20 protein-coding genes, 2 tRNA genes and 3 pseudogenes are annotated in these 25,164 nt (G+C 35.8%); 17 read left to right on the forward strand and 8 right to left on the reverse strand.

Annotation, left to right across the window (positions count from 1 at the left end; translation table 11 throughout):
- Positions 1 to 181: 181 nt before the first annotated feature.
- The 12 genes and pseudogenes from Q0E03_RS09110 to Q0E03_RS08680 form a co-directional block, all read left to right on the forward strand.
- A pseudogene (locus Q0E03_RS09110) lies at positions 182 to 250 on the forward strand (SEC-C metal-binding domain-containing protein); the annotation flags it as partial.
- Positions 251 to 4,241: 3,991 nt separating this feature from the next.
- Positions 4,242 to 6,383 (forward strand): DNA/RNA helicase domain-containing protein, encoded by a 2,142-nt coding sequence (locus Q0E03_RS08630; protein ID WP_297131737.1) that lies wholly within the window; start codon positions 4,242 to 4,244, stop codon positions 6,381 to 6,383.
- Positions 6,384 to 6,419: 36 nt separating this feature from the next.
- Positions 6,420 to 7,106: an MBL fold metallo-hydrolase gene (locus tag Q0E03_RS08635; protein ID WP_297131740.1), complete on the forward strand. Its 687-nt coding sequence runs from the start codon at positions 6,420 to 6,422 to the stop codon at positions 7,104 to 7,106.
- Positions 7,103 to 7,459: a VOC family protein gene (locus Q0E03_RS08640; RefSeq protein WP_297131743.1), complete on the forward strand. Its 357-nt coding sequence runs from the start codon at positions 7,103 to 7,105 to the stop codon at positions 7,457 to 7,459. Before Q0E03_RS08635 ends, Q0E03_RS08640 begins: the two co-directional genes overlap by 4 nt.
- Positions 7,460 to 7,794: 335 nt before the next feature.
- Complete coding sequence (locus tag Q0E03_RS08645; protein WP_022074379.1) at positions 7,795 to 7,983, forward strand: helix-turn-helix domain-containing protein; 189 nt, start codon at positions 7,795 to 7,797, stop codon at positions 7,981 to 7,983.
- Positions 7,984 to 8,003: 20 nt separating this feature from the next.
- A pseudogene (locus Q0E03_RS08650) lies at positions 8,004 to 8,135 on the forward strand (cell filamentation protein Fic); the annotation flags it as partial.
- Between the two features lie 56 nt (positions 8,136 to 8,191).
- Complete coding sequence (locus Q0E03_RS08655) at positions 8,192 to 8,911, forward strand: hypothetical protein (RefSeq protein WP_297131745.1); 720 nt, start codon at positions 8,192 to 8,194, stop codon at positions 8,909 to 8,911.
- Positions 8,912 to 8,916: 5 nt separating this feature from the next.
- A complete protein-coding gene (locus tag Q0E03_RS08660; protein WP_297131748.1) occupies positions 8,917 to 9,342 on the forward strand; it encodes a hypothetical protein in 426 nt (141 codons plus the stop codon).
- Positions 9,343 to 9,403: 61 nt separating this feature from the next.
- On the forward strand, positions 9,404 to 10,009 hold the full coding sequence (gene fic, locus Q0E03_RS08665; protein ID WP_297131752.1) for a protein adenylyltransferase Fic: 606 nt from the start codon (positions 9,404 to 9,406) through the stop codon (positions 10,007 to 10,009).
- A 15-nt stretch (positions 10,010 to 10,024) separates the two neighbouring features.
- On the forward strand, positions 10,025 to 11,119 hold the full coding sequence (locus tag Q0E03_RS08670; RefSeq protein WP_297131755.1) for a Fic family protein: 1,095 nt from the start codon (positions 10,025 to 10,027) through the stop codon (positions 11,117 to 11,119).
- Between the two features lie 340 nt (positions 11,120 to 11,459).
- On the forward strand, positions 11,460 to 12,152 hold the full coding sequence (locus Q0E03_RS08675) for a hypothetical protein (RefSeq protein WP_297131758.1): 693 nt from the start codon (positions 11,460 to 11,462) through the stop codon (positions 12,150 to 12,152).
- Between the two features lie 18 nt (positions 12,153 to 12,170).
- Entirely contained in the window at positions 12,171 to 13,133 is a 963-nt protein-coding gene (locus Q0E03_RS08680; RefSeq protein WP_297131761.1) for a hypothetical protein, read from the forward strand.
- Between the two features lie 19 nt (positions 13,134 to 13,152).
- Here the strand turns inward: Q0E03_RS08680 and Q0E03_RS08685 are convergent, their stop codons facing one another.
- Entirely contained in the window at positions 13,153 to 13,512 is a 360-nt protein-coding gene (locus Q0E03_RS08685; protein WP_367270260.1) for a TnpV protein, read from the reverse strand.
- Between the two features lie 485 nt (positions 13,513 to 13,997).
- On the opposite strand from Q0E03_RS08685, the gene Q0E03_RS08690 reads away from it, so the two are divergent.
- The gene (locus tag Q0E03_RS08690; protein ID WP_297131764.1) at positions 13,998 to 16,952 is read left to right on the forward strand and encodes an AAA domain-containing protein; all 2,955 of its coding nucleotides are present in this window, start codon (positions 13,998 to 14,000) and stop codon (positions 16,950 to 16,952) included.
- A 321-nt stretch (positions 16,953 to 17,273) separates the two neighbouring features.
- Here Q0E03_RS08690 and Q0E03_RS08695 read toward each other — a convergent pair.
- From Q0E03_RS08695 to Q0E03_RS08720, 6 genes and pseudogenes are all read right to left on the reverse strand, one after another.
- Positions 17,274 to 17,420 (reverse strand): annotated as a pseudogene (locus tag Q0E03_RS08695) (alpha/beta-type small acid-soluble spore protein); the annotation flags it as partial.
- A 249-nt stretch (positions 17,421 to 17,669) separates the two neighbouring features.
- A complete protein-coding gene (locus Q0E03_RS08700) occupies positions 17,670 to 18,155 on the reverse strand; it encodes an HD domain-containing protein (protein WP_297131767.1) in 486 nt (161 codons plus the stop codon).
- Positions 18,156 to 18,180: 25 nt separating this feature from the next.
- The gene (locus Q0E03_RS08705) at positions 18,181 to 18,642 is read right to left on the reverse strand and encodes a low molecular weight protein-tyrosine-phosphatase (protein WP_297131770.1); all 462 of its coding nucleotides are present in this window, start codon (positions 18,640 to 18,642) and stop codon (positions 18,181 to 18,183) included.
- A gap of 235 nt (positions 18,643 to 18,877) precedes the next feature.
- Positions 18,878 to 19,918 (reverse strand): alcohol dehydrogenase, encoded by a 1,041-nt coding sequence (locus tag Q0E03_RS08710; protein ID WP_297131780.1) that lies wholly within the window; start codon positions 19,916 to 19,918, stop codon positions 18,878 to 18,880.
- A gap of 155 nt (positions 19,919 to 20,073) precedes the next feature.
- Positions 20,074 to 20,158: transfer RNA gene (locus tag Q0E03_RS08715), tRNA-Tyr, on the reverse strand.
- Positions 20,159 to 20,194: 36 nt separating this feature from the next.
- Positions 20,195 to 20,270: transfer RNA gene (locus tag Q0E03_RS08720), tRNA-Thr, on the reverse strand.
- A 67-nt stretch (positions 20,271 to 20,337) separates the two neighbouring features.
- On the opposite strand from Q0E03_RS08720, the gene asnB reads away from it, so the two are divergent.
- On the forward strand, positions 20,338 to 22,221 hold the full coding sequence (gene asnB / locus Q0E03_RS08725) for an asparagine synthase (glutamine-hydrolyzing) (RefSeq protein WP_367270261.1): 1,884 nt from the start codon (positions 20,338 to 20,340) through the stop codon (positions 22,219 to 22,221).
- Positions 22,222 to 22,273: 52 nt separating this feature from the next.
- Here asnB and rpsT read toward each other — a convergent pair whose 3' ends face one another.
- Positions 22,274 to 22,531 carry a 30S ribosomal protein S20 gene (gene rpsT, locus Q0E03_RS08730; protein WP_078769088.1) on the reverse strand — a complete coding sequence of 86 codons (258 nt, stop codon included), beginning with the start codon at positions 22,529 to 22,531 and terminating at the stop codon, positions 22,274 to 22,276.
- Between the two features lie 160 nt (positions 22,532 to 22,691).
- Between rpsT and gpr the strand changes: the two genes are divergently transcribed.
- Genes gpr through Q0E03_RS08745 form a run of 3 tightly spaced genes read left to right on the forward strand, consistent with a single transcriptional unit; the run spans position 22,692 to position 24,965 of the window.
- Positions 22,692 to 23,516 carry a GPR endopeptidase gene (gpr, locus tag Q0E03_RS08735; protein WP_297131773.1) on the forward strand — a complete coding sequence of 275 codons (825 nt, stop codon included), beginning with the start codon at positions 22,692 to 22,694 and terminating at the stop codon, positions 23,514 to 23,516.
- A 59-nt stretch (positions 23,517 to 23,575) separates the two neighbouring features.
- Complete coding sequence (spoIIP, locus tag Q0E03_RS08740; RefSeq protein WP_297131775.1) at positions 23,576 to 24,727, forward strand: stage II sporulation protein P; 1,152 nt, start codon at positions 23,576 to 23,578, stop codon at positions 24,725 to 24,727.
- Between the two features lie 31 nt (positions 24,728 to 24,758).
- Positions 24,759 to 24,965: a hypothetical protein gene (locus Q0E03_RS08745; protein ID WP_297131777.1), complete on the forward strand. Its 207-nt coding sequence runs from the start codon at positions 24,759 to 24,761 to the stop codon at positions 24,963 to 24,965.
- Positions 24,966 to 25,164 lie beyond the last annotated feature (199 nt).

Genomic DNA, 25,164 nt, shown 5'->3' on the forward strand with positions numbered 1-25,164 from the left:
AAATTTTTTGTAGTTTTTAAGTTTATTTACAAGATAATAGTAACAGAAATAATGCTTTTATTCAAGTTGTTGTTAATGTATCTGTCAATATTTACAATTATATATGCTGTTTGTTATTGCTTTTAAGGTATAATGCGTTATAATTGATTTAAAAATAATATAGACAGGTATTTAAAATATGAAAATTGGTAGAAATGATTTATGCCCATGTGGAAGTGGAAAAAAGTATAAGAAATGTTGTTTGTACAAAAAGCATCAAAACAATTTGCTTTTTGATTATGAATTCTTGAATAACTGTACATCAAATTTCGATTATATTACGCCGATTGCATTTAACATATATAACGAAATAAAAGAATACCGATTTGAAGATGCCGTTGTGGCTATCTTTTGTCTTAATCTTTGGAGAAGAAACCGTTCAGCACTAGCTCAAAGTTTATCGTTGAATTTAGCATTGACAATGCCTGGAAAATTTGGAAATAAAAGAATTGAAAATTATGCTGATTTCGAAAATTTCTATAATCAAATTGCACCTTTTACTCAAATCACACATCGAGAGGATTATACTATTGATGATTTTGGTGAGGTGTTTATTAATCATAGAAACAAAACATATCCTATTATTACAGGAACTGGACATTTGCAAGTGTATGCAGCAATGCGATATATGCAGACACTTTCTCACTTAACTAATCACGATGATGAACTAAGCGTTCTATTAGAATACAATGAATTAATTATTTCAAATACTGAAAGCGAAAATTTAGAAAATTTTGAACAAAATATAGTGTTCGATTTACCTACGGAAGATTTTTGGATTAGTGTCAATGGGTTGTTTGAAAATCAGATGTTTATAAACCAAATTCAAGCAGTTTCAAGTATTATGGGATATCAAAATTCTCCAATAGAATATAGGCATTTTGTTAAAAGAAATTTAAAATTTTATCCGTTATATAATTGTTCTTTGCTAGTTGATTACTATAAAATACTTTTAAACAATTCGGATCACAATATAATAAAAAAGCATGTAACTTATACTATACATTCTATTGTCGAAAACTCTTATAATTTTTCGAACGATAAACAGAATGGAGCCTTAATTAATCCTGTTTTAATTGATAAAACTACTAATGAGAAATTAGTTGATAAAGGTGTATTGTTCGCTGGTCTAAATAAAGAAAATATCCTTATTGTTATTGACAATGATATTTTTGATGATAATAAAGATGTTGATGCAATATTAAATAAATTTTTAGAATGTTCAAATAGAGAATTGTTGCTTGCCGAAGGTTATCCAAGAAAAGAAAACAATGGCACAATATGTGTCAATTTAGATGCAAAAAATAAAATAACTTTTATGATAGTAAATTCATATACGGATATTTCATCAAACTATTATATGCTTGGAGAAAGTGAAAGAAGGCCTATATATAATTCCTTAGATTTGTTGTATATGATAGGCTTTTCAGATGATTTTGGGGAACTAATTGAGTTTTTGAATTATCATGAAAATCAAACAGCTATGATTTGCTCATTTGGTAGTATGTGTAATTTGTTTTTTGCTTGGAAAAACGCTAACAGAAATATTTTTTCTGGTGCAATTGAATTTAATAATTTATCTCTAGATTATAATGAGGCAGAAGGATATACATATCAATACTTTAAAGAGATCTTAAGCGATTTCCCAAAGAATGACAATAGTTTATTTATCGACCCTTTAAATTGGAAAGCTGAAAAGGTTGATTTGGGTTTCACCAGAATCTATCACAAAGGATGCATTGGTTTTGGTGGAGAGGTTAAGAAATTATCACCTGAATTATATGTTTTTGTTGCAAAAAATGTTGCTCATTTTTGTGATGATGATTTTTCTCAGTCTGCACACACAGCATTGAACACATCTGATGAATTAATTCAAAGATTAATGCTTCGTTATAGGGAACATTTATCTAATTTTTCTGTTTTGAGGAATAAAACACTACAATTGTTATTTATTCCTTTAACCTATGCAAAAAAGAAATTTGGAAATAAATTTTTAAATGATCCTAACAGAACTATAGTTTATAGCGATGAATATATTCAAGCAGGATGTGTAATATTACGCTATAGTTATGATTCAGAAATCCTTTTGAATACTATTCAAAACGCTAGCAATCGTTACTCCGAAAATACATTTTTTGTAGAATTATTAACTCCTTTAAAAAAGTACGATTTAAAGAAGTTTGATTTATTTGAAAAAACGGTCTATGCCGATAACTATAAAAAAAAGACAGTTGGCGTTTTTCAAGTTGAACAAGAATACTATTTTTCAGATTTTTCTATTGATATAACAGTTTCAGATATTAGTTATGCAAAGGTTAGAAAAGAAATTGCCAAAATCTGTTTTTCAGCAGGTGTTCTTCCAGGAAAATATCATGGAAAAGAAGCTACCAAAACAATTAGAACCATGCAAAATACGGCTGTTCAAGTATTTGAGAAATATATTTCTTTATATGACAAAGAAGAATTAAATAAACGAATATTAGATTATTATGCTATTCAACAAAATGGTGTTATTGTAAATTATAAAAGGTATTTAGGATTTAAGGATTTAGATGCTTCTGTTCAAGAAGAATTTGAACATAAGACAAGAAATATAAGAGAAGAATATAGAAGAAATGCCGATACAGCAAAATATTTTCTTGAATCAAATTTGGTCGTTGAAAGATGCGACGCCTTAAAAAAATGTTCAAAAGAAGATTTTGAATATTTAATTGGGTTTGCAAATTGGCTTGTTGTGTTGCAAGATAATGCGGACACTTGTTATTATACAGATTTTGATTTATATATTGAAGTTGATTCTGAATATAAAATAGATACAGTTTTTGAAGATGACTCAAGGAAAATATATGACGATATTTTATTAAGAAAGTATAATACAAATGATTATCATATAAAAAATGATGATGAAGATGCTGAATTCTTTAGAGAAGCTATTCAACAATTTAAAAATGATACAGGAATTGATTTTCAATTACTAATTCTTCTTTTGGAATATATACAATTGGGACTAATTGAGGACAATGTAGCAACAGAAATATATACAAATGTTTTTTCTGTTGAAAAAAGTGCATTGATAGAAGCATTTAATTCAAATCTTGAAATTAGAATTGATGATGAGTTTGAGATAAGCAATACCGTAGATTTTATTACATTGAACGAATCTTTGTTAAAAACTCTCGAAAATAAGCAAACTGATATTTTGCCAATTTGGGACAGGGAAAAGAGAAACAATCGTTTTGATGTAAAACCATTGATTATTCAAAATGAAAATTTGGTGTTTACGCCGGTTGCTTTAAGCAATCTTCGTACTTTATGGATTAGTGGAATTACTGATTGGTATCTGCCTTTTGAGATAGGTTTACCTAATCTAATATCCGTTCTTAAATCATGGAAGAAAAGATATGAAGATGAAATGGTTAAAGATATTGCGGAATTGTTTAAAAATAGAGGATTTTGTTTTGTTGAATATGAAGTCGACTTAAATAAACGTTTTCCGAAATCCGGCTATCCTGAGGAACTTGGAGATTATGATGTTTTTGCAATAGATGACAAGGGTAAAACTATTTGGATAATCGAAAGTAAAGTGTTGCAAAAAGTGGGTTCCATATATGAAGATCAAATGCAACAAAAGAGCTTTTTCTTTCAACATAAAGATGATGAAAAATTTCAAAGAAGAATAGATTATATGAACAATAATTTTTCAAAAATTTTATCTTCTTTTGATATATCGATTTCTGAATATACAATTAAGCCTTATATGGTAACAAACAAACTTTTTATATCGCGATATAAAACAATAGATTTTCCTATTGTTACATTTGATGAATTTAATCGCATCTTAGAAGAATACAGTTTTTAATTTAATTTTGTGTTTTATTAAGTATCAAAAAGGATTAAATAGAACGTTTTTGAAAAACTTAATTTTTTATTAGTTTGCTATTCGGGAAACGTACGCAATAAACAGGTTGTATATGTGTTACGGGTACAAATACAAATCAATTTGCATTATGCATTATAAAGCTATATCACTAATATATGTAATGATTTGTTATTTAGAGAAGTAAGTATTTTTGATATGTTTTAGAAAAAATATTTGACTTAGTACTAAAAATTACTCGTTTGTCGTTTGCGATGTTGTTTGTAGAATCGAATTATGATATAATAATCACATTAAGATATGACTATGGAATCGAGGAAGAAGTATGAATAACAATCCACGATGCTTATATAATAATAGTTTTGATGAATTTATAAATGAAGACGCAAATGCAATATTAGGGGAATTGTGTGACCGCTATCATGGTAACGCTTTGACCACAACGATTGAAGCGTGGAAGAATGAAATTACGATTATGCAAGACGTAATTTCGCAATTAGAAAATTATGATGGCAAAATTATATTTGAATACGACATACCACGATTAGGCAAGAGGGTTGATGTTGTTCTTCTCTTAAATGGAATCATTTTTTGCTTGGAATTTAAGAATGGCGAGAAAAACATTATTGAAAATGATATTGACCAAGTGCTTGATTATGCTCTCGATTTGAAAAATTTTCATAAGCTGAGCGAAGATAAAATTATAGTTCCTGTATTGATTGCAACAGAGTATAAAAATCATACAGATATAATTCAAATGTCTATCTATGATGATAAGGTTGTCAATCCGTTAGTTACAGGCAAAACCGGATTATTAGAAGTGCTTTCTAAAATACTTTTCCGCTATCCAAACGAGTCAAAAGTTGATGATAATTGGATTATAAGTCCTTATGCACCAACGCCGACAATCATTGAAGCGGCAAGGTCTCTGTATGAAAATCATTCCGTCGAAAATATAACAAGGCATGAGGCGGATAAAGTTTCAACTGACAGAACAATATCCTATATTCTCAAGGTGATAAACGATAGTAAAATAAACGGAGAAAAGAGCATTTGCTTTGTAACCGGTGTTCCGGGAGCAGGCAAAACACTTGTTGGACTTGATGTAGCAATTAAACAAACTTATCAAGGACAAGATGTTCCTGTTGAAGACGAAGGTGCAGTGTACCTTTCGGGCAATGGACCTTTGGTCGCAGTTTTAACCGAAGCTCTTGCACAGGATAATCGTAAAAAATGTATAGCGTCCGGTGAGAAAAAGAAGCTTACAGACTCCAGAAGAGAAGTTAGCAAGTCTATCCAAATGATTCACAGATACCGTGACAACATGCTTGCTAAGATAAAAAATCCTGTTGAGAACGGTGTCTTGGAAATTGATCCTGAAAAAGCAATTAAGTTGGAAAAATCCGGCTTTGGTGAAGTGGAGCATGTTGCAATATTTGACGAAGCGCAACGCTCGTGGACACATAAAAGGTTAGCAGATTATCTTAAACGAGGCGGTACTTATGGCAACAAATTAAAAGTGCCTAATTTCCCAATGTCAGAAGCGGAATTTTTGATTTGGTCATTAGATCAAAGAGAAGATTGGGCTACTATTGTTTGTTTAGTTGGCGGTGGTCAAGAAATAAACACCGGTGAAGCCGGTATTTCAGAATGGATTAACGCCTTAAATCATACTTTCCCTGATTGGAAGGTGTATATTTCACCAAAATTGACCGAAGCTGAATATGCAGAAGGTAAAGTAAACGAACTTTTAGAAAAGAATAATCATGTTACATATTCAGATGATTTGCATCTTGGTGTATCTTTAAGATCTTTTAGAGCAGAAAAATTGTCCGCCTTTGTTCATTCATTGTTGAGTTTTGAAGATAATGCGGCAGAATTGTATCAAGAAATCAAAGATAAGTATCCGATTGTTTTAACACGAGATATTCAAAAAGCTAAAAGCTGGTTGCATCAAAAAGTAAGAGGTAGCGAGCGAACAGGCGTATTAGTGACAAAAGAATCTGCTCGTTTCAAGCCACTTGGAATTCATATATTGCCTTCCGGCGATGAAAATGCAGTTCATTGGTTTTTGGATGATAAAGTGGATACCAGATCTTCAAATTATCTTGAGGATGCCGCAACAGAAATTCAAGTTCAAGGATTGGAATTAGATTATACGTGTTTGCTTTGGGACGCCGATATGCGATATGAAAATGGAGAGTGGCATTTTTACAAATTCAACGGCCATTCAAAATGGAATGAGCAAATCGCAGCAGATAGCGAAAATAAAAAAGAATTGCAAAAATATATGCTCAATGCATATCGCGTTTTACTAACTCGTGCAAGGTCGGGTATGGTGATTTGTGTGCCGTATGGTAATGACAATAAGACCTCTACCGGCTTTTGGGAAGACAGCACACGTCTGCCGGAGTATTACAATGGAACTTATGAGTATTTGAAAAGCTTGGGAATTGAAGAAATTTGACTGTTGCTCAAAATCCCGAATTTGCAGAGGTGGATTATGAAAATAACATACATTAACCACAGTGGTTTTTTGGTTGAAACCGAGAACTGCTACTATGTTTTTGATTACTACAAAGGCGAGATTCCGAGGCTTGACAAAAGCAAGGAAGTTGTCGTCTTTTGCAGTCACTTTCACCAAGATCATTTCAATCCGAAAATTTTTGAAATTCTTGATGATATGGGTGTGAATTATCAGGCTGTTTTGGCAAAGGACATCAGCAAAAAGAAGTATCCTGTCGGTGTGAAAGTCACGACGGCTTATCACGATCAAACCTATATTCTTGACAACGGCACACAGGTTAGTACGCTTCTTTCAACCGACAGCGGTGTTGCTTTTATCGTCGAGACAAGCGAGGGTGTAATTTACCACGCAGGTGATTTGAACGATTGGTATTGGGAGGGTGAGACGGAAGCCGATAACCGCCATATGAGCTCCATGTACCGTGCAGAGATTGACAAAATCAAGGGCGCTCATTTTGATGCTGCATTCGTTCCCATTGACCCACGGCAGGAGGAGCATTATGCCGACGGTATGCTTTATTTTTTGAAACATGTCGATTGCAATGCCGTTTTTCCAATGCATTATTGGAACGAGCCGAGCGTGATTGATAGGTTTATCACCGAATATCCGCAGTATAAATCACGAATAAAAAACACAGAATCAGCAAAAGGAGAAAAAATATGAGCTTTAGAATGATTCATGAAAACTATAATGTTTCCGATTTGGATAGGTCGATTAAGTTTTATGCCGATGCGCTTGATTTGCACGAGGTCAGACGAAAAACCACCGACGATTTTATTATCGTTTATTTGAGCAATGATTCAAGCGATTTTGAACTTGAACTTACTTGGCTTAAAGAACATCCGCAGCCGTACGATTTGGGTGAATGTGAGTTCCATTTGGCATTTAAGGCAGATGATTTTGACTCGGCACATAAAAAGCACGAAGAAATGGGTTGTATCTGCTTTGAAAATCCTGAAATGGGTATCTATTTCATTGAGGACCCGGACGGCTATTGGCTCGAAATTTTGCCGTAAAATTGAACTATACTATAAACAAAAGGAGTTGAGGAATACAATTTCTCAACTCGTTTATGTTTATGTAAGCAGTTCATTTAATTTTGAAACTATTTTTTCTTTTTCGCCGCTTCCTGTTGTGTTCAACCTTATGCTTGAGAGTAGTTTCCCGAATAGAATCAAGAAAAACAAATAACTATAATTAACCTTACGGAGCCGTTTGAGTAACAGCTCCGTTTTGTTTTGATTTTTTCTTGCTTTTCCCTTATAAATCCGCAATAATCATTGCTTTTAAGCATTCTGTGTGATATACTAAACTTGTATAATTGTAACTATCTGAAAGCGAGGAAAATCTAATGGATTCTAACATCGAGCGCTGGTACTCAATGAAAGAAATATGCGAATATCTTGGCGTCAGCCGTGATACCGTACTTGATTGGATAGAAAGAAGAAATATGCCCGCAGCAAAAATCGGACGCCTTTGGAAATTCAAAGTCAGCGAAATTGACGCTTGGATGAAATCCGGTATTGCAGCGGATAAATAATCAAATTTCGGAGGTGCAATATGGCACTTGAAAATAAATTAGGACTGACAAGTTCTGCCGAACTTGCTCGTGAAGAGGAACGCATCAGCAAGAAAAAGGCCGTTGAGCTTTTTGAAACGGGCTTACTCAATACTCTTCCGACAGGTAAATTTTTTGATTATATAAAAGGGTGACAATAATGGACGATATAATTACTCTAAATAATAAAATGCAAGAAAATAAAGATAATGAAATATTGCAAATGATGAACAACACTTCAATCTATCCCATGTTGAAAGAATCTGAGGTTGGTGTATCGAACTATACATCATTGCCGCTTTCAAGGCTTGCCGCATATGGCACAGCGTTTCAGCCACTTACAACAGCTGTTCAAACGGCAGTGAACAGAGCCGGTGGAAGCGGAATTTATTATGTGAATACTGCCGGAAAAACAATGTTCCAGATGAAAGGCACAAATAACTTTATTGGCTCATTACAGACTTCAACCGGTATGGTTGGTGGCGGTCAGGCAAAAATGACGCCTCTTGCTTGCGACCCGACAATGATATTTATGGCAGCAGCATTAGCGAATGTTGAAAAGAAACTTGACGCTATTCAAGATATGCAGAAAGAGATGATGGACTTTCTTGTTCAGAAAGAAAAAGCCGACTTAAAGGGTGATTTAAATTTCTTGTTTGATGTGTTTAACAATTACAAATACAACTGGAACAATGAAATGTATAAAAACAGTAATCATATAAAGGTTCTTGACATAAGGCAAGAAGCGGAAAAGAAAATTGCTTTTTACCGTGAGCAGATAATTGCAAAGGTTAATAAGAAATCTTTTATTCATAGTGACCAAACGGGAATAAGCAATTACAGATGGTTCAAGACCAGTTCAAGGATTATCAGCTTGCCTTATACTTACTTGGGTTCTCGTCATTCTTAGAAGTAATGCTCTTAGGAAACTTTGACAAGGATTATTTAACAGGGATTTCTGAAAAATTGGAAAAACATTCTCTAAATTACAGAGAATTATATACGAAGTGCTATGATGAAATAGAAAGTTATTCATCAACATCTGTGCAGTCGTCAATGCTAAAAGGCTTTGCAAAGGCAAGCACATCCGTTGGCAAGTTTGTGGAGAAAATTCCGGTTATCAGTAAAGGTCAAGCTGATGAAGCATTGATCGCAGCAGGCAACAAATTAGACGAATTAAATGCCGGTAAGTTGAGAAAACAGATGAGTTCCTTAATCGAACGTCAAAGTAATTCTATTAGACCTTTTATTGAAAATATTGACAAAGTAAATGAATTGTGTAACAAACCGGTTCAATTATTGGTAGATAAAGAAAATCTTTATATTTCTACAATAGCATAGTTATTTTTGTATGGTTAAAGTTCGGTGTGAAATACTATCGTAATTATGACGGAGGTGCAATATGGCACTTGAAAATAAATTAGGTTTAACAAGTTCTGCCGACCTTGCCCGTGAAGAGGAACGCATCAGCAAGAAAAAGGCTGTTGAGCTTTTTGAAACAGGCTTACTCAATACTCTTCTGGCAGGTAAATTTGCAACATTGCAGGCAATCCACAAGCACCTTTTTGAGGATATTTATGACGTTGCCGGAGAAATTCGCACGGTCAATATGGTAAAAGGTAATTTCCGCTTTGCGCCGCTTATGTACTTGCAATCGGCACTTGAAAACATCGACAAAATGCCACAATCAAATTTTGATGAGATAGTAGAAAAATATGTTGAGATGAACATTGCACACCCGTTTCGTGAGGGCAACGGTCGAAGCACTCGCATTTGGCTTGACCATATCTTGAAAAACGAAATCGGCAAAGTAGTAGACTGGAGCAAGGTGGATAAAGAAGATTATCTTCTCGCAATGGAACGCAGTCCGATTAAAGATGTAGAGATTAAAGTGTTGTTAAAAGGTGCGCTTACCGACGAAATAAACAGCAGAGAAGTCTATATGAAAGGTATCGACCACAGCTACTATTATGAGGGATATACAACCTTTAAGGCTGAAGAATTGTAAGAAAGAGGTGCAAATATGCCCGATAAGAATTGGCAATTTGAACTTGAAGAATATATAAAACAAGGCGAACCCGACAAAGCCGAAAAAAGCGAAGCGTGGCAAACTGCCATTGGTTTGCAGGCTGTTGACGGGCTGAATACTTCTGACTATTTGTTAGACACCGCCAAAGAGCATATCGAGGGTAAAATCACAATCGACGAGGCTCAAAAGCGTATTCACAGTTACTATGAGCAGCGTTCTGTACGCACCGAAACGGAAAATGAAACCAAAGAAGCAGACATCGTTTCGGCAAGAATTGCAAAGTTATTAGGCGAAAAAGCGTTTCAGTTCTCTCCTGCCGAGTGGCTTTCGATTCATCGCAGATTGTTCGAGGGCGTGTTCAGTCACGCAGGACAAGTCAGGCAGTACAACATCACAAAGAAAGAGTGGGTTCTGAACGGCGATACAGTCATCTATGCGGATTGGAATAGTATTAAGGAAACTTTGGACTATGATTTTTCCACCGAAAAGCAATTTTCTTATGAGGGCTTGTCGGTTGATGCGGCTGTAAAGCATTTGGCAAAATTTGCCTCTGATATTTGGCAAATTCACCCATTCAGCGAGGGAAATACCCGTGCAACTGCCGTATTTATGATAAAATATATGAAAACATTCGGCTTTAGCGTAAATAACGACGCATTCGAGAAGTATTCTTGGTATTTCCGCAACGCTTTGGTTCGTGCTAATTATAATAACCTGCAAAAAGGCATCCATTCCACAACGAAGTTTTTGGAAATGTTCTTTTCAAATCTTTTGTTAGATACGCATTATGAGCTGAAAAACAGATATATGCACATTGATTATGTGGACGAAAGCAAATCCCAAAGTATCAACTCCAAAGTTTCAAAGTATCAATTTGATACTTTAGACTGTACTTTAGAAGAGCTTGCAGTTTTAGAATTAGTGGCAAAGAACCCAACTATTAAACAGCAAGAGCTTGCAGAAGCAACCGGAAAATCCATTGCAACGATCAAGCGAATTATGAAATCGCTGCAAGATAAAAACTATATCCGCCGAGAAAGCGGCAAGAGATATGGTAAGTGGGAAATATTGTTTTATAAGGAGGGTTAAAATGACCGAAAAGCAAACAATATATCGCTATTGTTAATTCAACTTAATGACCTATATCTTAAAATATCTGAATCCAAATAAGGAACACAGAAGTTTCATGTAAATTTTAAATTCAACAATAGCAGAGTTGCAAAATCTAATGCAGTATATTACAAAAAATAGGCAGAAAGCAAAAAAATACAAAACATTAGCTATTAACGAAAATTTGCTATACATGTGAAATCCTAAGAATGTTTTAGATTTTATTATTTTCTTATAGGAGTTCACAAATCAATTAATAAAACAGCATATATGCCACAAAATTAAAAAAATAAAATTAATTATAAAGGAGATTTTTATCATGGCAGAAACTTTCAAACTTCCCGCATCCTCTTTAGAAGAGATTATCAAAATTATTCAGGCATACGCAAATGAAAAAGAGGGCATCTTGTTGTCCCTGGATGACATTACTCAATCGACAGGAATTCCTCGTACTGTTGTAAGTGGTAATAATGGTTTTTTGGTTCAAATAGGCTTAATTACCGAAGGAAACAAAAAATCGGCTACTGATATTGGGCGATCACTAGGAAGAGCCTATATATCTAAAATTGATTATGAACTTGAAAGGATTTGGAAAGAAATAATCGCAGAAAATGATTTTCTTAACCGAATGGTATCTGCTGTTAGAATTAGAAACGGTATGGATAGAACAAATTTTCTCAATCATATCATTTATTCTTCCGGTCAGAAAGATACAACAAAAAATCGAACAGGAGCAAATGCAGTTATTGAAATTTTAAAATCAGTTAATGTCATTAACGAAGTTGACGGAAAACTAACTGTTACTGAAATTATGGAAGCAGAAGAAAGTGAGCAAATTGTAACTGATGAGACAATGGATACATTGCAAACAACTCGTCCTAATCCTCATCCTGTAACAAACATCCAAACCGAACAATCAATAACAATTAACATCAATATTAATTGTTCGGTGTCAGAAATGGATGAACTCACAGACAAAATACAAAAACTTATAAAAGGATTATCGGATTAATACTAAGGGAGTAATAGGATGGCACACAATATTGTTTTAACTACTGCCGAGGATATTGTTGCTGTTGTCGATGCTATTGTTGCTAAAGGACAGGATGCTGATAGAAATTTTGTTGCTGAATTTACTGGAATAGCAACCGATGATCAGGTAAACAAGGCACTTGAAATGGCTATTGAATTAGAAATGGTTTCATTTAATGCTTCTTCAAATTGTTATTCCGTAAATTCGTTTCTTGCAAAAAAGCTTGTAACAGCGACATCTGATAATCAAAAAGCAGTTATAATGAGATTGATACTAGAACAGTACCAACCATACAAAATATTTAAGGTTCGTTATAATTTTACAAAGTCTATTGAACAAGCATGTAAACAGACAAAAATATTATGCTCACTATCATCGAATGAAAGAGATATAAAAAACACCTTGATAAGCATTGCGACATATGCAAAAGCTTTAAAGAGTGAGGGTGCAAATCTGTACAGCTTTGTAGAAGAAGAAAATATATATTCGCTTGTGGAACACAGCCTCTCAGAAAGTGCTGTTTTTGAAAAATCTTTGAGAGATTTTTTTGGTGAAACTGTCTATAATTCAATCAATAACACTACAATTGTGGAACCCCTTTCGGAAGCGTTCCAAAAATCTAAAGCTCAAACACCAGATATGCGTGCCGTAATAGTATATGCAGCTAACGCTTTTGAGTCTTTTTTGGATAGGTATTCGGAGAAACACAGTGTATCATTAAAAGGTAAAAACGGCATACTCCAAAAAAGAGATGCCTTATCCTCTTGCTTATCTAAAAAACATCGAGGTATGATAGATTACATAGGTCAAATTCGCAATGCTGCTGATCATGGAGCTGATTCTGATGAAAGTGGGCAAATGTGGACAATAACAAAGGATACTATGTGTTTGTATCCTTGCGTAGTTGCAATTACTATTAAGGATATATTGCAACGGGACAACGGAATTATTGAGGTGTGATTTTAAAAACCTTTAATTATTATACGAATGTAATCTCTGCATTCACAATTTCAGTTGTTTTACTACGGATGTTATTCATCTTCTGAACCCATTTCATTTGGTCGGTTGCTTTTAGCTGTTCGGTTACATTTTCTTTTTCGGCGAGTTCATTTACCAGCCGGAGAAAAAGTTGTTGGGCTTGTTCCTCTGTATCGGCAATGTGGGAATGGAGTTTGCCAGAAGTGAGCAGATTATAATATAAAACTTTGCGGTGGTGCTTTAAATAATTTAACCTGCGTTGTTCCCATACTTCGATATAATCGGTTTCTTCTTCCGCCGGTAAAGTTAAATTAGGCAAGATAATCGCCCTGCTGGGTATATGTACCGCCGAATTGTTCAAATAATGTATTATTCATAATAAAAACCTCCTTTGATACTCAAATTGTACCAAAAGAGGTTTTCTTTTACTAATGTTCGATTTATAAATTTACAAATATAGTTCGTGCCAAAAATTACAACAAACTTTTGCAATCTGTGCCACTTTTAGCGGCGAATAATGTGTATTCCAAATTTATTCGTTATATTTACTTTTTCATTTACCACTAATTTCGCTGAAATATGAAATTGATTTGTCAGGATTGAATTTTACCGAAAATAATAATTGATACAAATTATGATGCACAATAAAAAGGGCGTTGGAGATTTGGTTCTCCAACGCTTTTCTTTTAATGAGTATATAAATCTAATCAATCACCTGAAACTTGATTTATATATCAAATTAATGTAGAATAATGTAGGGTTTTATTTTTTGTTTCGGAGGTGAGTGACATAAACAAGATTTCAAGAGATATTTTCAAAGCGATTCATGAAGGTAAGTGGATTGCTGTGGAATACAGGAATAAACAGCAAAATGTAACAAAATATTGGATTGGAATTAAAAACATAAACCCGTATAAAAAATTGCTCATTGTTGATGGGCTTAATGTCGCTACATCGGAAATGAAAGAATTAAATTTGTATTATGATTCTATAATTGACGCCAATTTGATTGAAGGCTCATTTTATGAAATAAATTCTGAATTGATTGAGGATATTGAAGAACACTCCTCAAGGTATTCGTTTATTTTTAATAATGTCACAAATTTGAAGCTTCTTGATTATTATAGCGAATGTAATAAACTCGATAACACTCCATATCGAAATGATTATAAACTAATTGATGAACTTGATGTGGATGTCATTGGGGAAGGGGATTATAATTTAAGCAATGAACAGTTTGAACATTTAGTAAAAGTTTATAATTATAATGCTAAAAATAAGAATCAAAACAAAATGCCTCGTTCAGTATCTTTGTGTATGAATATATGTAGTATTCATACTAAAAAAGGGCTTTATGTACTTGCTTATAAAAAGCTTTTGTTTGATGTAAAAAACCGCACCCTTACACAAGATGATGAAGTATCTGTTTGTCGTGAGTTCACAGTTGACGGTGTAAAGATAAGCGCTCATTGGTTTCTTGATGCAGACGAGTTCCAATTACTTGATAAGTTTGAAGAAAATGCCGAACTTATTAAAGATTTAATTACTAAGAATAATCCTGAATACAACGGTGTTGATGATATGCCATATGTTATGGCTTTATCAAGAGATTTCACGATAAATCTTGATAAGGAGTATGATGCCATTCTTAAAATGTATGAAGATAACACGGTGACATATCCGATTAAAGCATTTTTTGGTGACTTAACGGCTAAGCCAAGGAGAATTAAAAATTACCCTTTGGCTTTATATAACGATAAAGTAAACCTTGACCAACTTTTAGCAATACATAACGGTTTGAAATATCCCGTTTTGTATGTTCAAGGACCTCCCGGAAGCGGAAAAACAAACACCATTCTCAATACAGTTGTCACCGCATTTTTTAATAACAAAAGTGTTTTGATTTCATCGTATAATAATCATCCGGTTGATGAGATTTACCAAAAACTTTCTCATCTTAAATATAAAGGTAATGATATACCTTTCCCGATAATCCGTCTTGGAAACGGTAATAAACTTAAAGAAGCAATTAAACAAATACGACATTTGTTTGAAATAACTGCTTCTATGAAAGTGTTTGATTCGTCATTGAACAGAAAAAAGAATGACGAAGAACACAAAACAAAAGCTCTAAGTGATTTGCTTCGTAAATATGAAGAAAAGCTTGATATGAATGAACGAAAAGAAACGATAAGAACAATGATTTCTTCTTCAAATAACTTGACTTTTCTCACGGATTTGCAGGGAGAACAGCTTGCTAAAGTAAACAGCGCACTTAAAGAAATCGGTGAAATTACAGAGGATGATATTAAGCCACTAATTACACAAGACAGACTTGAATTGTTAAAGTATTTGAATTTTACTTCAGCTAAGTTTATTAAACGATTATCAGAGCCTAAATATGAGAAACTTGCTGATATTATATTCACTAAAGACATAAACGAAGCAGCAAAACAATTAAATCAGTATCTTTCAAATGATGAGAATTTTCAAAAATTTCTCAAGATATTTCCCATTGTTGCAACAACAAATATTTCTGCTCATCGGTTGGGAGAACCAAAACAATATTTTGATATGGTTATTATGGATGAGGCAAGTCAGTGTAATACTGCGGTAGCACTTGTTCCGATTATCAGGGGTGAACAGCTTTTGCTTGTAGGCGATCCGCAACAGTTAAAACCTGTTATCTTACTTGATGAAAAGAATAATTCGGTTTTGAAAAAGAGATATAACATTACTGATGAATACGATTATAAAAACAAATCTGTTTATCAAACTTTTCTTTCTGCCGACGCCGTCAGTGATGAAGTTTTGCTAAGCTATCATTATAGATGTCATCCGAAGATTATCGAATTTAATAATAAAAAGTATTACAATAACAAACTTAATGTTCAGTCTTCCGACAAAGAAAAACAACCGCTTGAATTTATAGAATGTCATTCAAAAGATACAACATTGAAAAATACAAGCGAAAGCGAAGCAAAAGAAATTGTTCATTATGTTAAAAATCACCCCGACAAAACGATTGCAGTTATTACACCGTTTGTAAATCAACGCAATATAATTCAAGAAGAATTAAATCAAAACGGAATTACCAACGTTGATTGTGGAACTGTACATGCATTTCAGGGAGATGAAAAACAAGAAATAATTTTTTCGTTAGCCCTTACTGATAAGACGCATGAAAAAACATATTCTTGGTTAAAGAATAACAAGGAACTTATAAATGTTGCAACGTCAAGAGCTAAAGAAAAATTAGTTATTGCAGGGGACAAAGATCAACTAAACAGACTTCATCATCCGGGAGACGATGATGATTTGTTTGAATTGTGTAATTATGTTCGATTAAACGGAAAAACAACCGTAACAGAGCGTGTGCCTGAATCAAGAGCGCTTGGAATTAAACCTTACAGTACCGAAACTGAAACAGCATTTTTAGACACACTAAATCATGCAATAAATGCTATGATGATTACAAAATCTAAATATGTTATTAAAAAAGAGGTTCCCATTTCGCAGGTGTTCAATTCTTCAAATCAAGTGAATGATTTATTCTATACAGGCAGATTTGACTATATAGTATATGAGCGTGAAGGAAAAGAATTGTTGCCTATTTTTGCGATTGAACTTGATGGTAACGAGCATACGAACGACACTAAGGTAATTGAAAGGGATAAAAAGAAGCAGCAAATATGTGATGAACATAATTTTCAGCTTATTCGTGTTCCTAACAACTATGCAAGACGATATAATTATGTAAAAGAAATCTTGTCGTCATTCTTTGAAAATTCAAGAAGATAATAAATATTCTGATTGAAAAATGAGCCGAGAGGGGATACCTCTTGGCTCATTTTTTGTGAACACACAACACTTATTTAAATTTTGATGATTATTTTATACTTTATTGAATTGGCTTTTTATTGAAAAACGCTTGAAACCCTTGAAAACAGTGGGTTTTTATCGTAAGCCTCAATCATTATATGATTATGATACATAGGTGCTTACGAGGGTCGTTTTTTCCTAAACAGCTATGCAAAATTCGTATGTAATCGGCTGAAGTTGGTTATTTTTAGCCCAATTTGTACGCTGAAATTGCACAGTTCGTACAGGACACATTACATTGACCATCTGACCGCCGACAGAACCGGCTTGCTTAGAAGTAAGGTCGCCGTTGTAGCCCTGCTTAAGGTTAACACCAACCTCGTTAGCTGCTTCCATCTTGAAGCGGTTGAGAGCGTCCTTAGCCTCTGGAACTGTGTTCTTTGCCATTGTTGATACACCTCGCTTAATGATATTTGCAAGGGCGTGTGTTGTACAAAAACGCTTTCGCCCTTGCAAAACATCACTTTCACCTTGCAAGTTTATTTTGTGTACCGTATCCATTTTTACAACTGAAAAATTTTTACAATTTTTGTTGCAGTTGATAATAAGAATACATAAAAACTAGTATTAATAGCGTAGAACTTTCAGTGTGTAAGGTTAGAGTGAAATTTATGCAATTATGAAAAACTTGTCAATTTAAAGTCTAAACATAATTTTGCATATTCTCTTTCCGCAGGAGGTTTTGAAAATTTTGTCATAAGCATTTTGAACAGCCTGTTTTGAAAGATTTTCCTCATACATATTTACGAGAAAATCCGCTTCGACAAGAATTTGATAGTCGATTCCGTCAATATTGTCATATGTATGATGATGCGCTATTAAATATTGCACCCGATTGGATACTTTGTCATTAAAGCCTAATTTTTCCAGCAATTGTTTTGCTATCGGCGGTCCTTCTTTTTCCTGCAATTTTCCGTTGCAATTCCCGTATTTTTCTTCACAAATATGAATTCCAATATCGTGGGTAAGTGCTGCCGTTTCAATTATAAATAATATTTCGTCGTCAACATTTTCTGCTTCTGCAATGAGTTTTGCATAGCTGTGAACTTTGCAAAAATGCTGAATTCTCTTTGCGTCACCGTTGTATAAATTTATCATTGCCAAATGCAATTTGTTTATCATTTTGATACTTCCCTTTGAGTTCGTTTTATATTAAAAATTTTAGCAGTGCTTCGCAACCTTTGTGAATATCATTGTAGCATCTGTCAAAATCTCGTGTGTACCAAGGGTCGGACACATCGGCGGTGCTGTCGGTGTATTTCATCAGCTTGTGGATTTTGTATTGAGGGTCGCCGTCTAAAATACGCTTCATATTTCGAATATTTGCACTGTCCATACCGATGAACAAATCGTATTTGTCGTAGTCGCTTTTGGTCAATTGCACGGCACGCTTGCCGTCAGGGTTGATTCCATGACTGTTGAGCACGGTTTTTGCCGGCGGATATACAGGATTGCCGATTCCGTTCCAAATCTCTTCCGTGCTTGTGGCACTTGAACAGATGACAAAATCATTTTGCAATCCTTTTTGTTTTACCATATCTTTTAATATAAATTCTGCCATCGGCGAGCGACAAATGTTGCCGTGGCAAACGAACATTATTTTTTTCATCTTACACATATTTTTTGATTGTTAGCGGTTATTCACCATAATGTTGACGATTTCATAGTCTGTTTTTTTCATCTCTTTTTATGTACCCCTTTCATTTTTATGTCCTCTGTTAATGTTCATAAAAATGTTTCAACAGAACAGATGTATATTATAGCATATAAACAGTTTGTACACAAATAGATTTTTTAATGTCTTTTTTGTTGCTTTAGCTCAAAATCAGCGCGTTTTTAGCAAATTATTTTTGGCAATCAACGGCAACTTTGATTACACCGTCTTTTTTGTTTTCAAAAAGGTCGTATGCTTCGTCAATTTTGCTGAGCGGATATGTGTGAGTAATGAGTGGTTCTGTATTGATTTTTCCTTGTGCGATAAGTTCAAGAGTTTCCTCACAGTCACAACCGTCAACTCCGCCGATTTTGAAGGTCAGGTTTTTGCCGTACATATCAGGGAGGGGGAGCGTTTGCGCCTTGTCATATAACGCAACAACTGTCACAATTGCGTTTGGTCGAGCACATTCCCATGCTAATCGGAATGTGGAGTCCGCACCCGCAACCTCAAGCACAACATCAGCACCGCCGTGTTCGCTGTTTGCCTGAACAAAATTCAGGCACTCATTCGGCGAAACCGTGAGCACATCGGGATAATTCTCGGTGATGAATTTGATTCGACTTTCGTCTTTTTCGCACATAATGATACGCTTCGGATTTTTTAGCATTACGCAAAGCAAGGTGCAAATTCCCGTTGGACCTGCACCGATAATAAGCACCGTGTCATCTTCTGTGATTTCAGAAATTCGTGTTGCCCAAAATCCTGTTGCAAGCACATCACCAACAAACAAAGCCTGCCTGTCCGTGACGCTGTCGGGGATTTTGTTCAAGCCCTGGTCGGCAAACGGAACACGCACATATTCAGCCTGTCCGCCGTCTATTCTGCAACCGAGTGCCCAACCGCCGTTTTTGTCCGTGCAGTTGTTCACATATCCTTTTTTACAGAAAAAGCATTCTCCGCAAAAGGTTTCAACATTCACGGTCACACGGTCGCCCGGCTTAACGGTAGTCACCGCATTGCCAACTTCCTCAACGATTCCGACCATTTCATGCCCCACGGTTATTCCGGGAACAGCACGGGGAACGCTTCCGTGCTTGATGTGCAGGTCGCTTGAACAAATGCTTGCAAGTGTTACCTTAACAATAGCATCTCTCTCGTGCATAATCACAGGCTTCGGCTTTTCGGTCAATTCAAATCTTCCTTGTGAAATATAGGTGTATGTCTGCATTTTTATCATCGCTTTCAAATTTATTTCTGATTAAATTATAGAACGTTTTGAATAGAATTTCAACATCAAAGCGGGAGTAGTGTGTGGTTTTCATCCACCCGCAAAACTATTTTATAAAAGAAAAAAAGAGTAATCAAAACGATTACTCTTTCTTCTGGTGGAAGAGGGTGGATTCGAACCACCGAAGTCATTGACGACAGATTTACAGTCTGTTCCCTTTGGCCACTCGGGAACTCTTCCATATTATTTGGGGAGATAACCGAGGTTATCTCCCTGTGGAGCTGGTGAACGGACTTGAACCCCTGACCTGCTGATTACAAATCAGCTGCTCTACCAACTGAGCTACACCAGCGTTTCCTTAACGCTTGTACATAATATCATAAACGACATTCAATGTCAAGCATTTTTTTAAAAAAGTTTTGACTTTTTTTGATGGACTTCTCGCTTCGTTTTGCATAGTATATTTCGAGGTGATTTTTATGTGCGGAATCGCAGGAATACTCTGTGACGACATTGATTTAAGACAGGAAAAGAAGATGATTTGGCAGGTGAGCGATTCGCTCAAAATGCGTGGCCCTGATGCGAGGGGCGAGTATGTGAGCCGAAATGCGGTGCTTGTTCACAGGCGGTTGAGCATCATCGACCCTGAAAAGGGAAGTCAGCCTATGAGGTTTGGCAAATACATAATTGTGTATAACGGTGAAATCTACAACACCGATGAGGTTCGGCGAGAACTTCGTTTTCACGGTTATGTGTTTGACACTTCGTGCGACACCGAGGTTGTGCTGAAAAGTTTTCATCTTTGGCAGGAACATTGTGCTGAAAAGCTTAACGGGATTTTTGCTTTTGCGATTTATAATACCGACACCGAAGAAGTGTTTTTGTGCCGTGACAGAATCGGCGTTAAGCCTCTGTTTTATTCGCACAAAGGCTCAATACTTGCTTTTGCGTCACGAATTGACACTTTGCTCAAGGTCAAGGGCGTTGAACCTGTTTGTGACGAAAACGGATTGAATGAAATTTTTATGCTCGGCCCTGCAAAAACTATCGGCAAAACTGTTTTTCGTGACATCAAGGAGCTGCCGCCTGCGTCATATATGTACTACAAGCACGGCAAATTGACCGTTGGCACATATTGGCAACTTGAGGCGGGTGAGTTTCTCGACAACGAATCTCAAGCCGAGGAACATATCCATTATCTTGTTACAGATGCTATCAAGCGACAGCTTGTGTCTGATGTGCCTGTGTGTACCTTTTTGAGCGGCGGACTTGACAGCTCGATTATTTCAAAGGTCGCTTCCGATTATATGACGGACAGAAACAGCGTTCTCGACACTTATTCCGTTGATTATGTCGACAACGACAAGTATTTCAAATCAAGTTTGTTTCAGCCGAACAAGGACAGCGATTATATCGGGCTTATTTCCGATTATATCGATTCCGACCATCACAACATTGTGCTTTCAAACCGTGATGTTGCCGATGCACTTGTTGACAGCACTTTTGCCAGAGGTTGTCCGGGATTTACGGATGTTGACAGCAGTCTTTTGCTGTTTTGCAAAGAGGTTGTGAAAAGTCACAAGGTTGCTTTGTCAGGCGAATGTGCAGATGAAATTTTTGGCGGTTATCCGTGGTATCACAGAAAAGAAATTTTGTTTGAGGACACTTTCCCGTGGAGCAGAACAACCGATGTTCGTCACAGCATTTTGACAGACGGATTTTTGAAACACAGCGATGAATACGCACGCAACGCTTATCTTCAAACAATCAAAAAAACGAGCACTCTCGACACCGACAGCAAAACTGAAAAGCGTATGCGTGAAATGTTTGTGCTCAATATGGATTGGTTTATGCAAACTCTGCTTATGCGCAAAGACGCAATGAGTATGGAGGCATCTCTTGAGGTTCGTGTGCCGTTTTGCGATTACAGAATAGTTGAATATGCCTACAATATGCCGTGGAGCATAAAAGCATATAACGGCAGAGAAAAGGGAATTCTCCGCAAAGCGTTTGAAAACGAACTGCCCGAAATTATCACTTGGCGAAAAAAGAGTCCTTATCCAAAAACATTTAACCCCGAATATATCCAAACAGTTATTGAAATGACTAACGCAGTTATGGATGACAAAAGCTGCCCGCTTTATGAAATGCTGAACAAAACAGCAGTTGCCGATTTGATTGCAAATCCCGACAGCCTTGGCGAGCCGTGGTATGGTCAGCTTATGCGTGGACCGCAGGTGCTTGCTTACATTGTGCAGATTTATGTTTGGATAAAAAAGTACAATGTTGAGTTTGATATTTAAGGCAAAACAAAAAGGTACCGATTCGGTACCTTTAAATGTTTATCATATTAACTTATGCCTTGTTGAGCTTTGAAACAAGATTGCTCTTCTTTCTTGCAGCACAATTCTTGTGGATAAGGTGGTGGTTAGCAGCCTGGTCAATCTTCTTAACAGCTTCCTTAACTGCAACTTCCTTATCGTCAGCATTTGTTTCGATAGCTGTGTTAGCCTTCTTGATAGCTGTCTTAAGAGCTGTGTTACGAGCCTTGTTGTTAGCAGCCTTTGCTTGGTTTACTAAAACTCTCTTTTTTGCTGATTTGATGTTTGCCATTTCTTTTTCACTCCTTTATCGAGAAACTGGATATAAAGGCATTGATGCCTAATTTCTTTTTAATGCTGATTTATATTATCACAAGTTTAAATAAAATGCAAGCATTTTTTTGTTTTTGGGCATACTTTTAGTAAAAATAGTTAGTTTTGGAGTGATTTTTGTGATAAATCGCACAGATTTGGCAGTAGAATGCTATGAAGAAAACGAAAAGACGGCTTTGTCGGGAGTGAAGATTACCGAGGACAACAACATCACAACCGTTGAAGTGCTCAACGAGAACGGCTCAAAAGCCATTGGAAAACCTGTCGGAAAATATGTTGTACTTGATGTGAATTCATTTGTGAACGATACCGATATTTTAGACGGCAGACTTAATGAGTTTTCAACCGTGCTTAAATCCGTTATGCCGAAAAACTTGTCATCGGTTTTGGTTGTTGGTTTGGGCAATAAAAAAATAACTGCCGATTCTCTCGGACCGTCAACTTCATCTTTCATTTTGGCAACTCGTCATATTTCAGACAGTTTAAAAAATGATATTGGTTTGCCGTCACTTTTTCCCGTGTCTTGCGTCAACACGGGTGTGCTTGGTGACACGGGAATAGAAACCTGCGAAATCATCAAGGGGATTGTCGAACAGATAAAGCCTTCGTGCGTTATCGCTGTGGATGCTCTTGCGGCAGGTTCGGCAGAAAGACTCGGCACAACAATTCAATTTTCCGATTCGGGAATTTCTCCCGGTTCCGGTGTCGGAAATCATAGGCATGAAATATCAAATGCAACTCTCGGCGTGCCTGTTGTTGCAATCGGAATACCGACCGTTGTCAGCACCGGGATAATTTCTGGCAATACTAATGATGATGTTTTTGTCACTCCTCGTGAAATTGACCGAATTTGCCAGCAAGGTGCAAAGCTCATCGGTATGGGCATCAATGTTTGCCTCCAAAAAAATTTGAGCGTTGAGGATTTGTTGGCTCTTGTGGGATAATGATTAAAACAGCATCATATAATTAGATGTGAAAAATTGTTTAATATATGGTGCTTATAATGAAAAAGAATATTATAATTATAATAATTAATACTATTATATTGTTTGGAATAGTTGGCATAATTGTCAACCTCTCTCCGCTGATTGAAAAACCGCTCACCGCTTTTTCCTTGTCGATTTTGAAATTTGGTTCGCCTGCCTTGATTTATAATAATGCAAAGGCAACATTTTCAAATAGTAGTTCCGCTGTGGAGGAGAATACTACTAACACCGTACCTCAAGAGGAAAAGTCTGTGATGAACAGTATAAGTGCCAAGGACAGCAAGGACTATACGAATATTCAGCAGACACCCTCGGATATTGCACGGCTGATGAATAAGGCGAAAAAGACGGCAACGAAATCAAAATCAAAGGGCAAGACAAGTGAGGAAGCTTATCAAGGCGGAGGCACAATCGTGTCTTACGGCAATTTGCAAATTCAAACCAAGATACCAAGGTCGTTCTATTCTCCTAATATAAAAGCGTTGCTCAATAAAGGTTCCGATTTGACGATTTATGACAAGTCAAAACCGACCGTTCTTATTTATCATTCGCACACAACCGAGGCGTATTCTCTTCTGGATACGGGTTATTATATAAGCTCCGATGCGAGGTCAAACAATTCCGCAAGGAATATGGTGCGTGTCGGAGATGATTTAACCGCTTATCTCGAAAAACATGGATTTAATGTAATTCACGACAGAACCATTCACGATAAGAATTACACAAAATCATACGACAGCTCCCGTGCAACGATTGAAAAATATCTTGAGCAGTATCCGTCAATAGAAGTTACGATTGATGTTCACCGTGATGATATTACATATTCAAATAAAACCAAGGTAAAACCGACTGCAAAAATCAACGGCAAAAAAGCTGCCCGTATGATGATTATATCCGGTTGCGAATATAACAGGGTTAAAAACTTCCCTGATTGGGAAGAAAATCTGAAGTTTGATTTGCAGGTTCAGAACAAGGTCGAAGAACTCTATCCCGGTTTGATGCGTCCGATTTTGTTTTCCGAGCGAAAGTATAATATGTACGAAACGCATTATTCGTTCCTGCTCGAAGTCGGAACAGATGCCAACACTTTGGATGAAGCTTGTTATTCGGCAAGATTGTTTGGCAATGCCCTTGGCGAATTGCTCAATGAGAAGTATGTAAAGGAATGATTGTGTGAAATCAAGGAAGTGCGTAATAAATATGTTGTTACTTTCAGTTGTCGTGTTGTTGGTAGGCATAGCTGTTGCTTATTACAACACGGCTTCTTTGGGATATGACAATGCAAATATTCTGACAGTCACCAATGAGTCAATAAGATTTTTCGATATAACGATAAATTATGACGATGTTATAATGATTTATAAAAAAATCGAAAAAGTATTAAACTTTAAACCGATAGCTATTTAAGGCAAAACGAGGGCTGTTTTATATATATTGTGTAGAATTTTTAAGAAGTGCTCAGATATTGTAGACACATTGAACAACTAAATATACTGAACACGAGGAGGGGTGTTCAAAGGCGAAAAAACTTTCAAAAAAAGTGTTGACATTTGGGTAATGAGGTGGTAAGATGTACAAGTCGTCAGCGAGAGAGCGAGACGGCAAG

Origin of the sequence: uncultured Eubacterium sp. (genome assembly GCF_934525195.1) — a bacterium.
Lineage (GTDB): Bacteria > Bacillota > Clostridia > Oscillospirales > Acutalibacteraceae > Eubacterium_R.

Bases quoted from the DNA above. Each gene is read 5' to 3' on its own strand.
- Q0E03_RS08630 (WP_297131737.1), top strand. From the start codon at position 4,242: ATGAATAACAATCCACGATGCTTATATAATAATAGTTTTGATGAATTT.
- Q0E03_RS08635 (WP_297131740.1), top strand. From the start codon at position 6,420: ATGAAAATAACATACATTAACCACAGTGGTTTTTTGGTTGAAACCGAG.
- Q0E03_RS08640 (WP_297131743.1), top strand. From the start codon at position 7,103: ATGAGCTTTAGAATGATTCATGAAAACTATAATGTTTCCGATTTGGAT.
- Q0E03_RS08645 (WP_022074379.1), top strand. From the start codon at position 7,795: ATGGATTCTAACATCGAGCGCTGGTACTCAATGAAAGAAATATGCGAA.
- Q0E03_RS08655 (WP_297131745.1), top strand. From the start codon at position 8,192: ATGCAAGAAAATAAAGATAATGAAATATTGCAAATGATGAACAACACT.
- Q0E03_RS08660 (WP_297131748.1), top strand. From the start codon at position 8,917: ATGCTCTTAGGAAACTTTGACAAGGATTATTTAACAGGGATTTCTGAA.
- fic (WP_297131752.1), top strand. From the start codon at position 9,404: ATGGCACTTGAAAATAAATTAGGTTTAACAAGTTCTGCCGACCTTGCC.
- Q0E03_RS08670 (WP_297131755.1), top strand. From the start codon at position 10,025: ATGCCCGATAAGAATTGGCAATTTGAACTTGAAGAATATATAAAACAA.
- Q0E03_RS08675 (WP_297131758.1), top strand. From the start codon at position 11,460: ATGGCAGAAACTTTCAAACTTCCCGCATCCTCTTTAGAAGAGATTATC.
- Q0E03_RS08680 (WP_297131761.1), top strand. From the start codon at position 12,171: ATGGCACACAATATTGTTTTAACTACTGCCGAGGATATTGTTGCTGTT.
- Q0E03_RS08700 (WP_297131767.1), bottom strand. From the start codon at position 18,155: ATGATAAACAAATTGCATTTGGCAATGATAAATTTATACAACGGTGAC.
- Q0E03_RS08705 (WP_297131770.1), bottom strand. From the start codon at position 18,642: ATGAAAAAAATAATGTTCGTTTGCCACGGCAACATTTGTCGCTCGCCG.
- Q0E03_RS08710 (WP_297131780.1), bottom strand. From the start codon at position 19,918: ATGCAGACATACACCTATATTTCACAAGGAAGATTTGAATTGACCGAA.
- rpsT (WP_078769088.1), bottom strand. From the start codon at position 22,531: ATGGCAAACATCAAATCAGCAAAAAAGAGAGTTTTAGTAAACCAAGCA.
- spoIIP (WP_297131775.1), top strand. From the start codon at position 23,576: ATGAAAAAGAATATTATAATTATAATAATTAATACTATTATATTGTTT.
- Q0E03_RS08745 (WP_297131777.1), top strand. From the start codon at position 24,759: ATGTTGTTACTTTCAGTTGTCGTGTTGTTGGTAGGCATAGCTGTTGCT.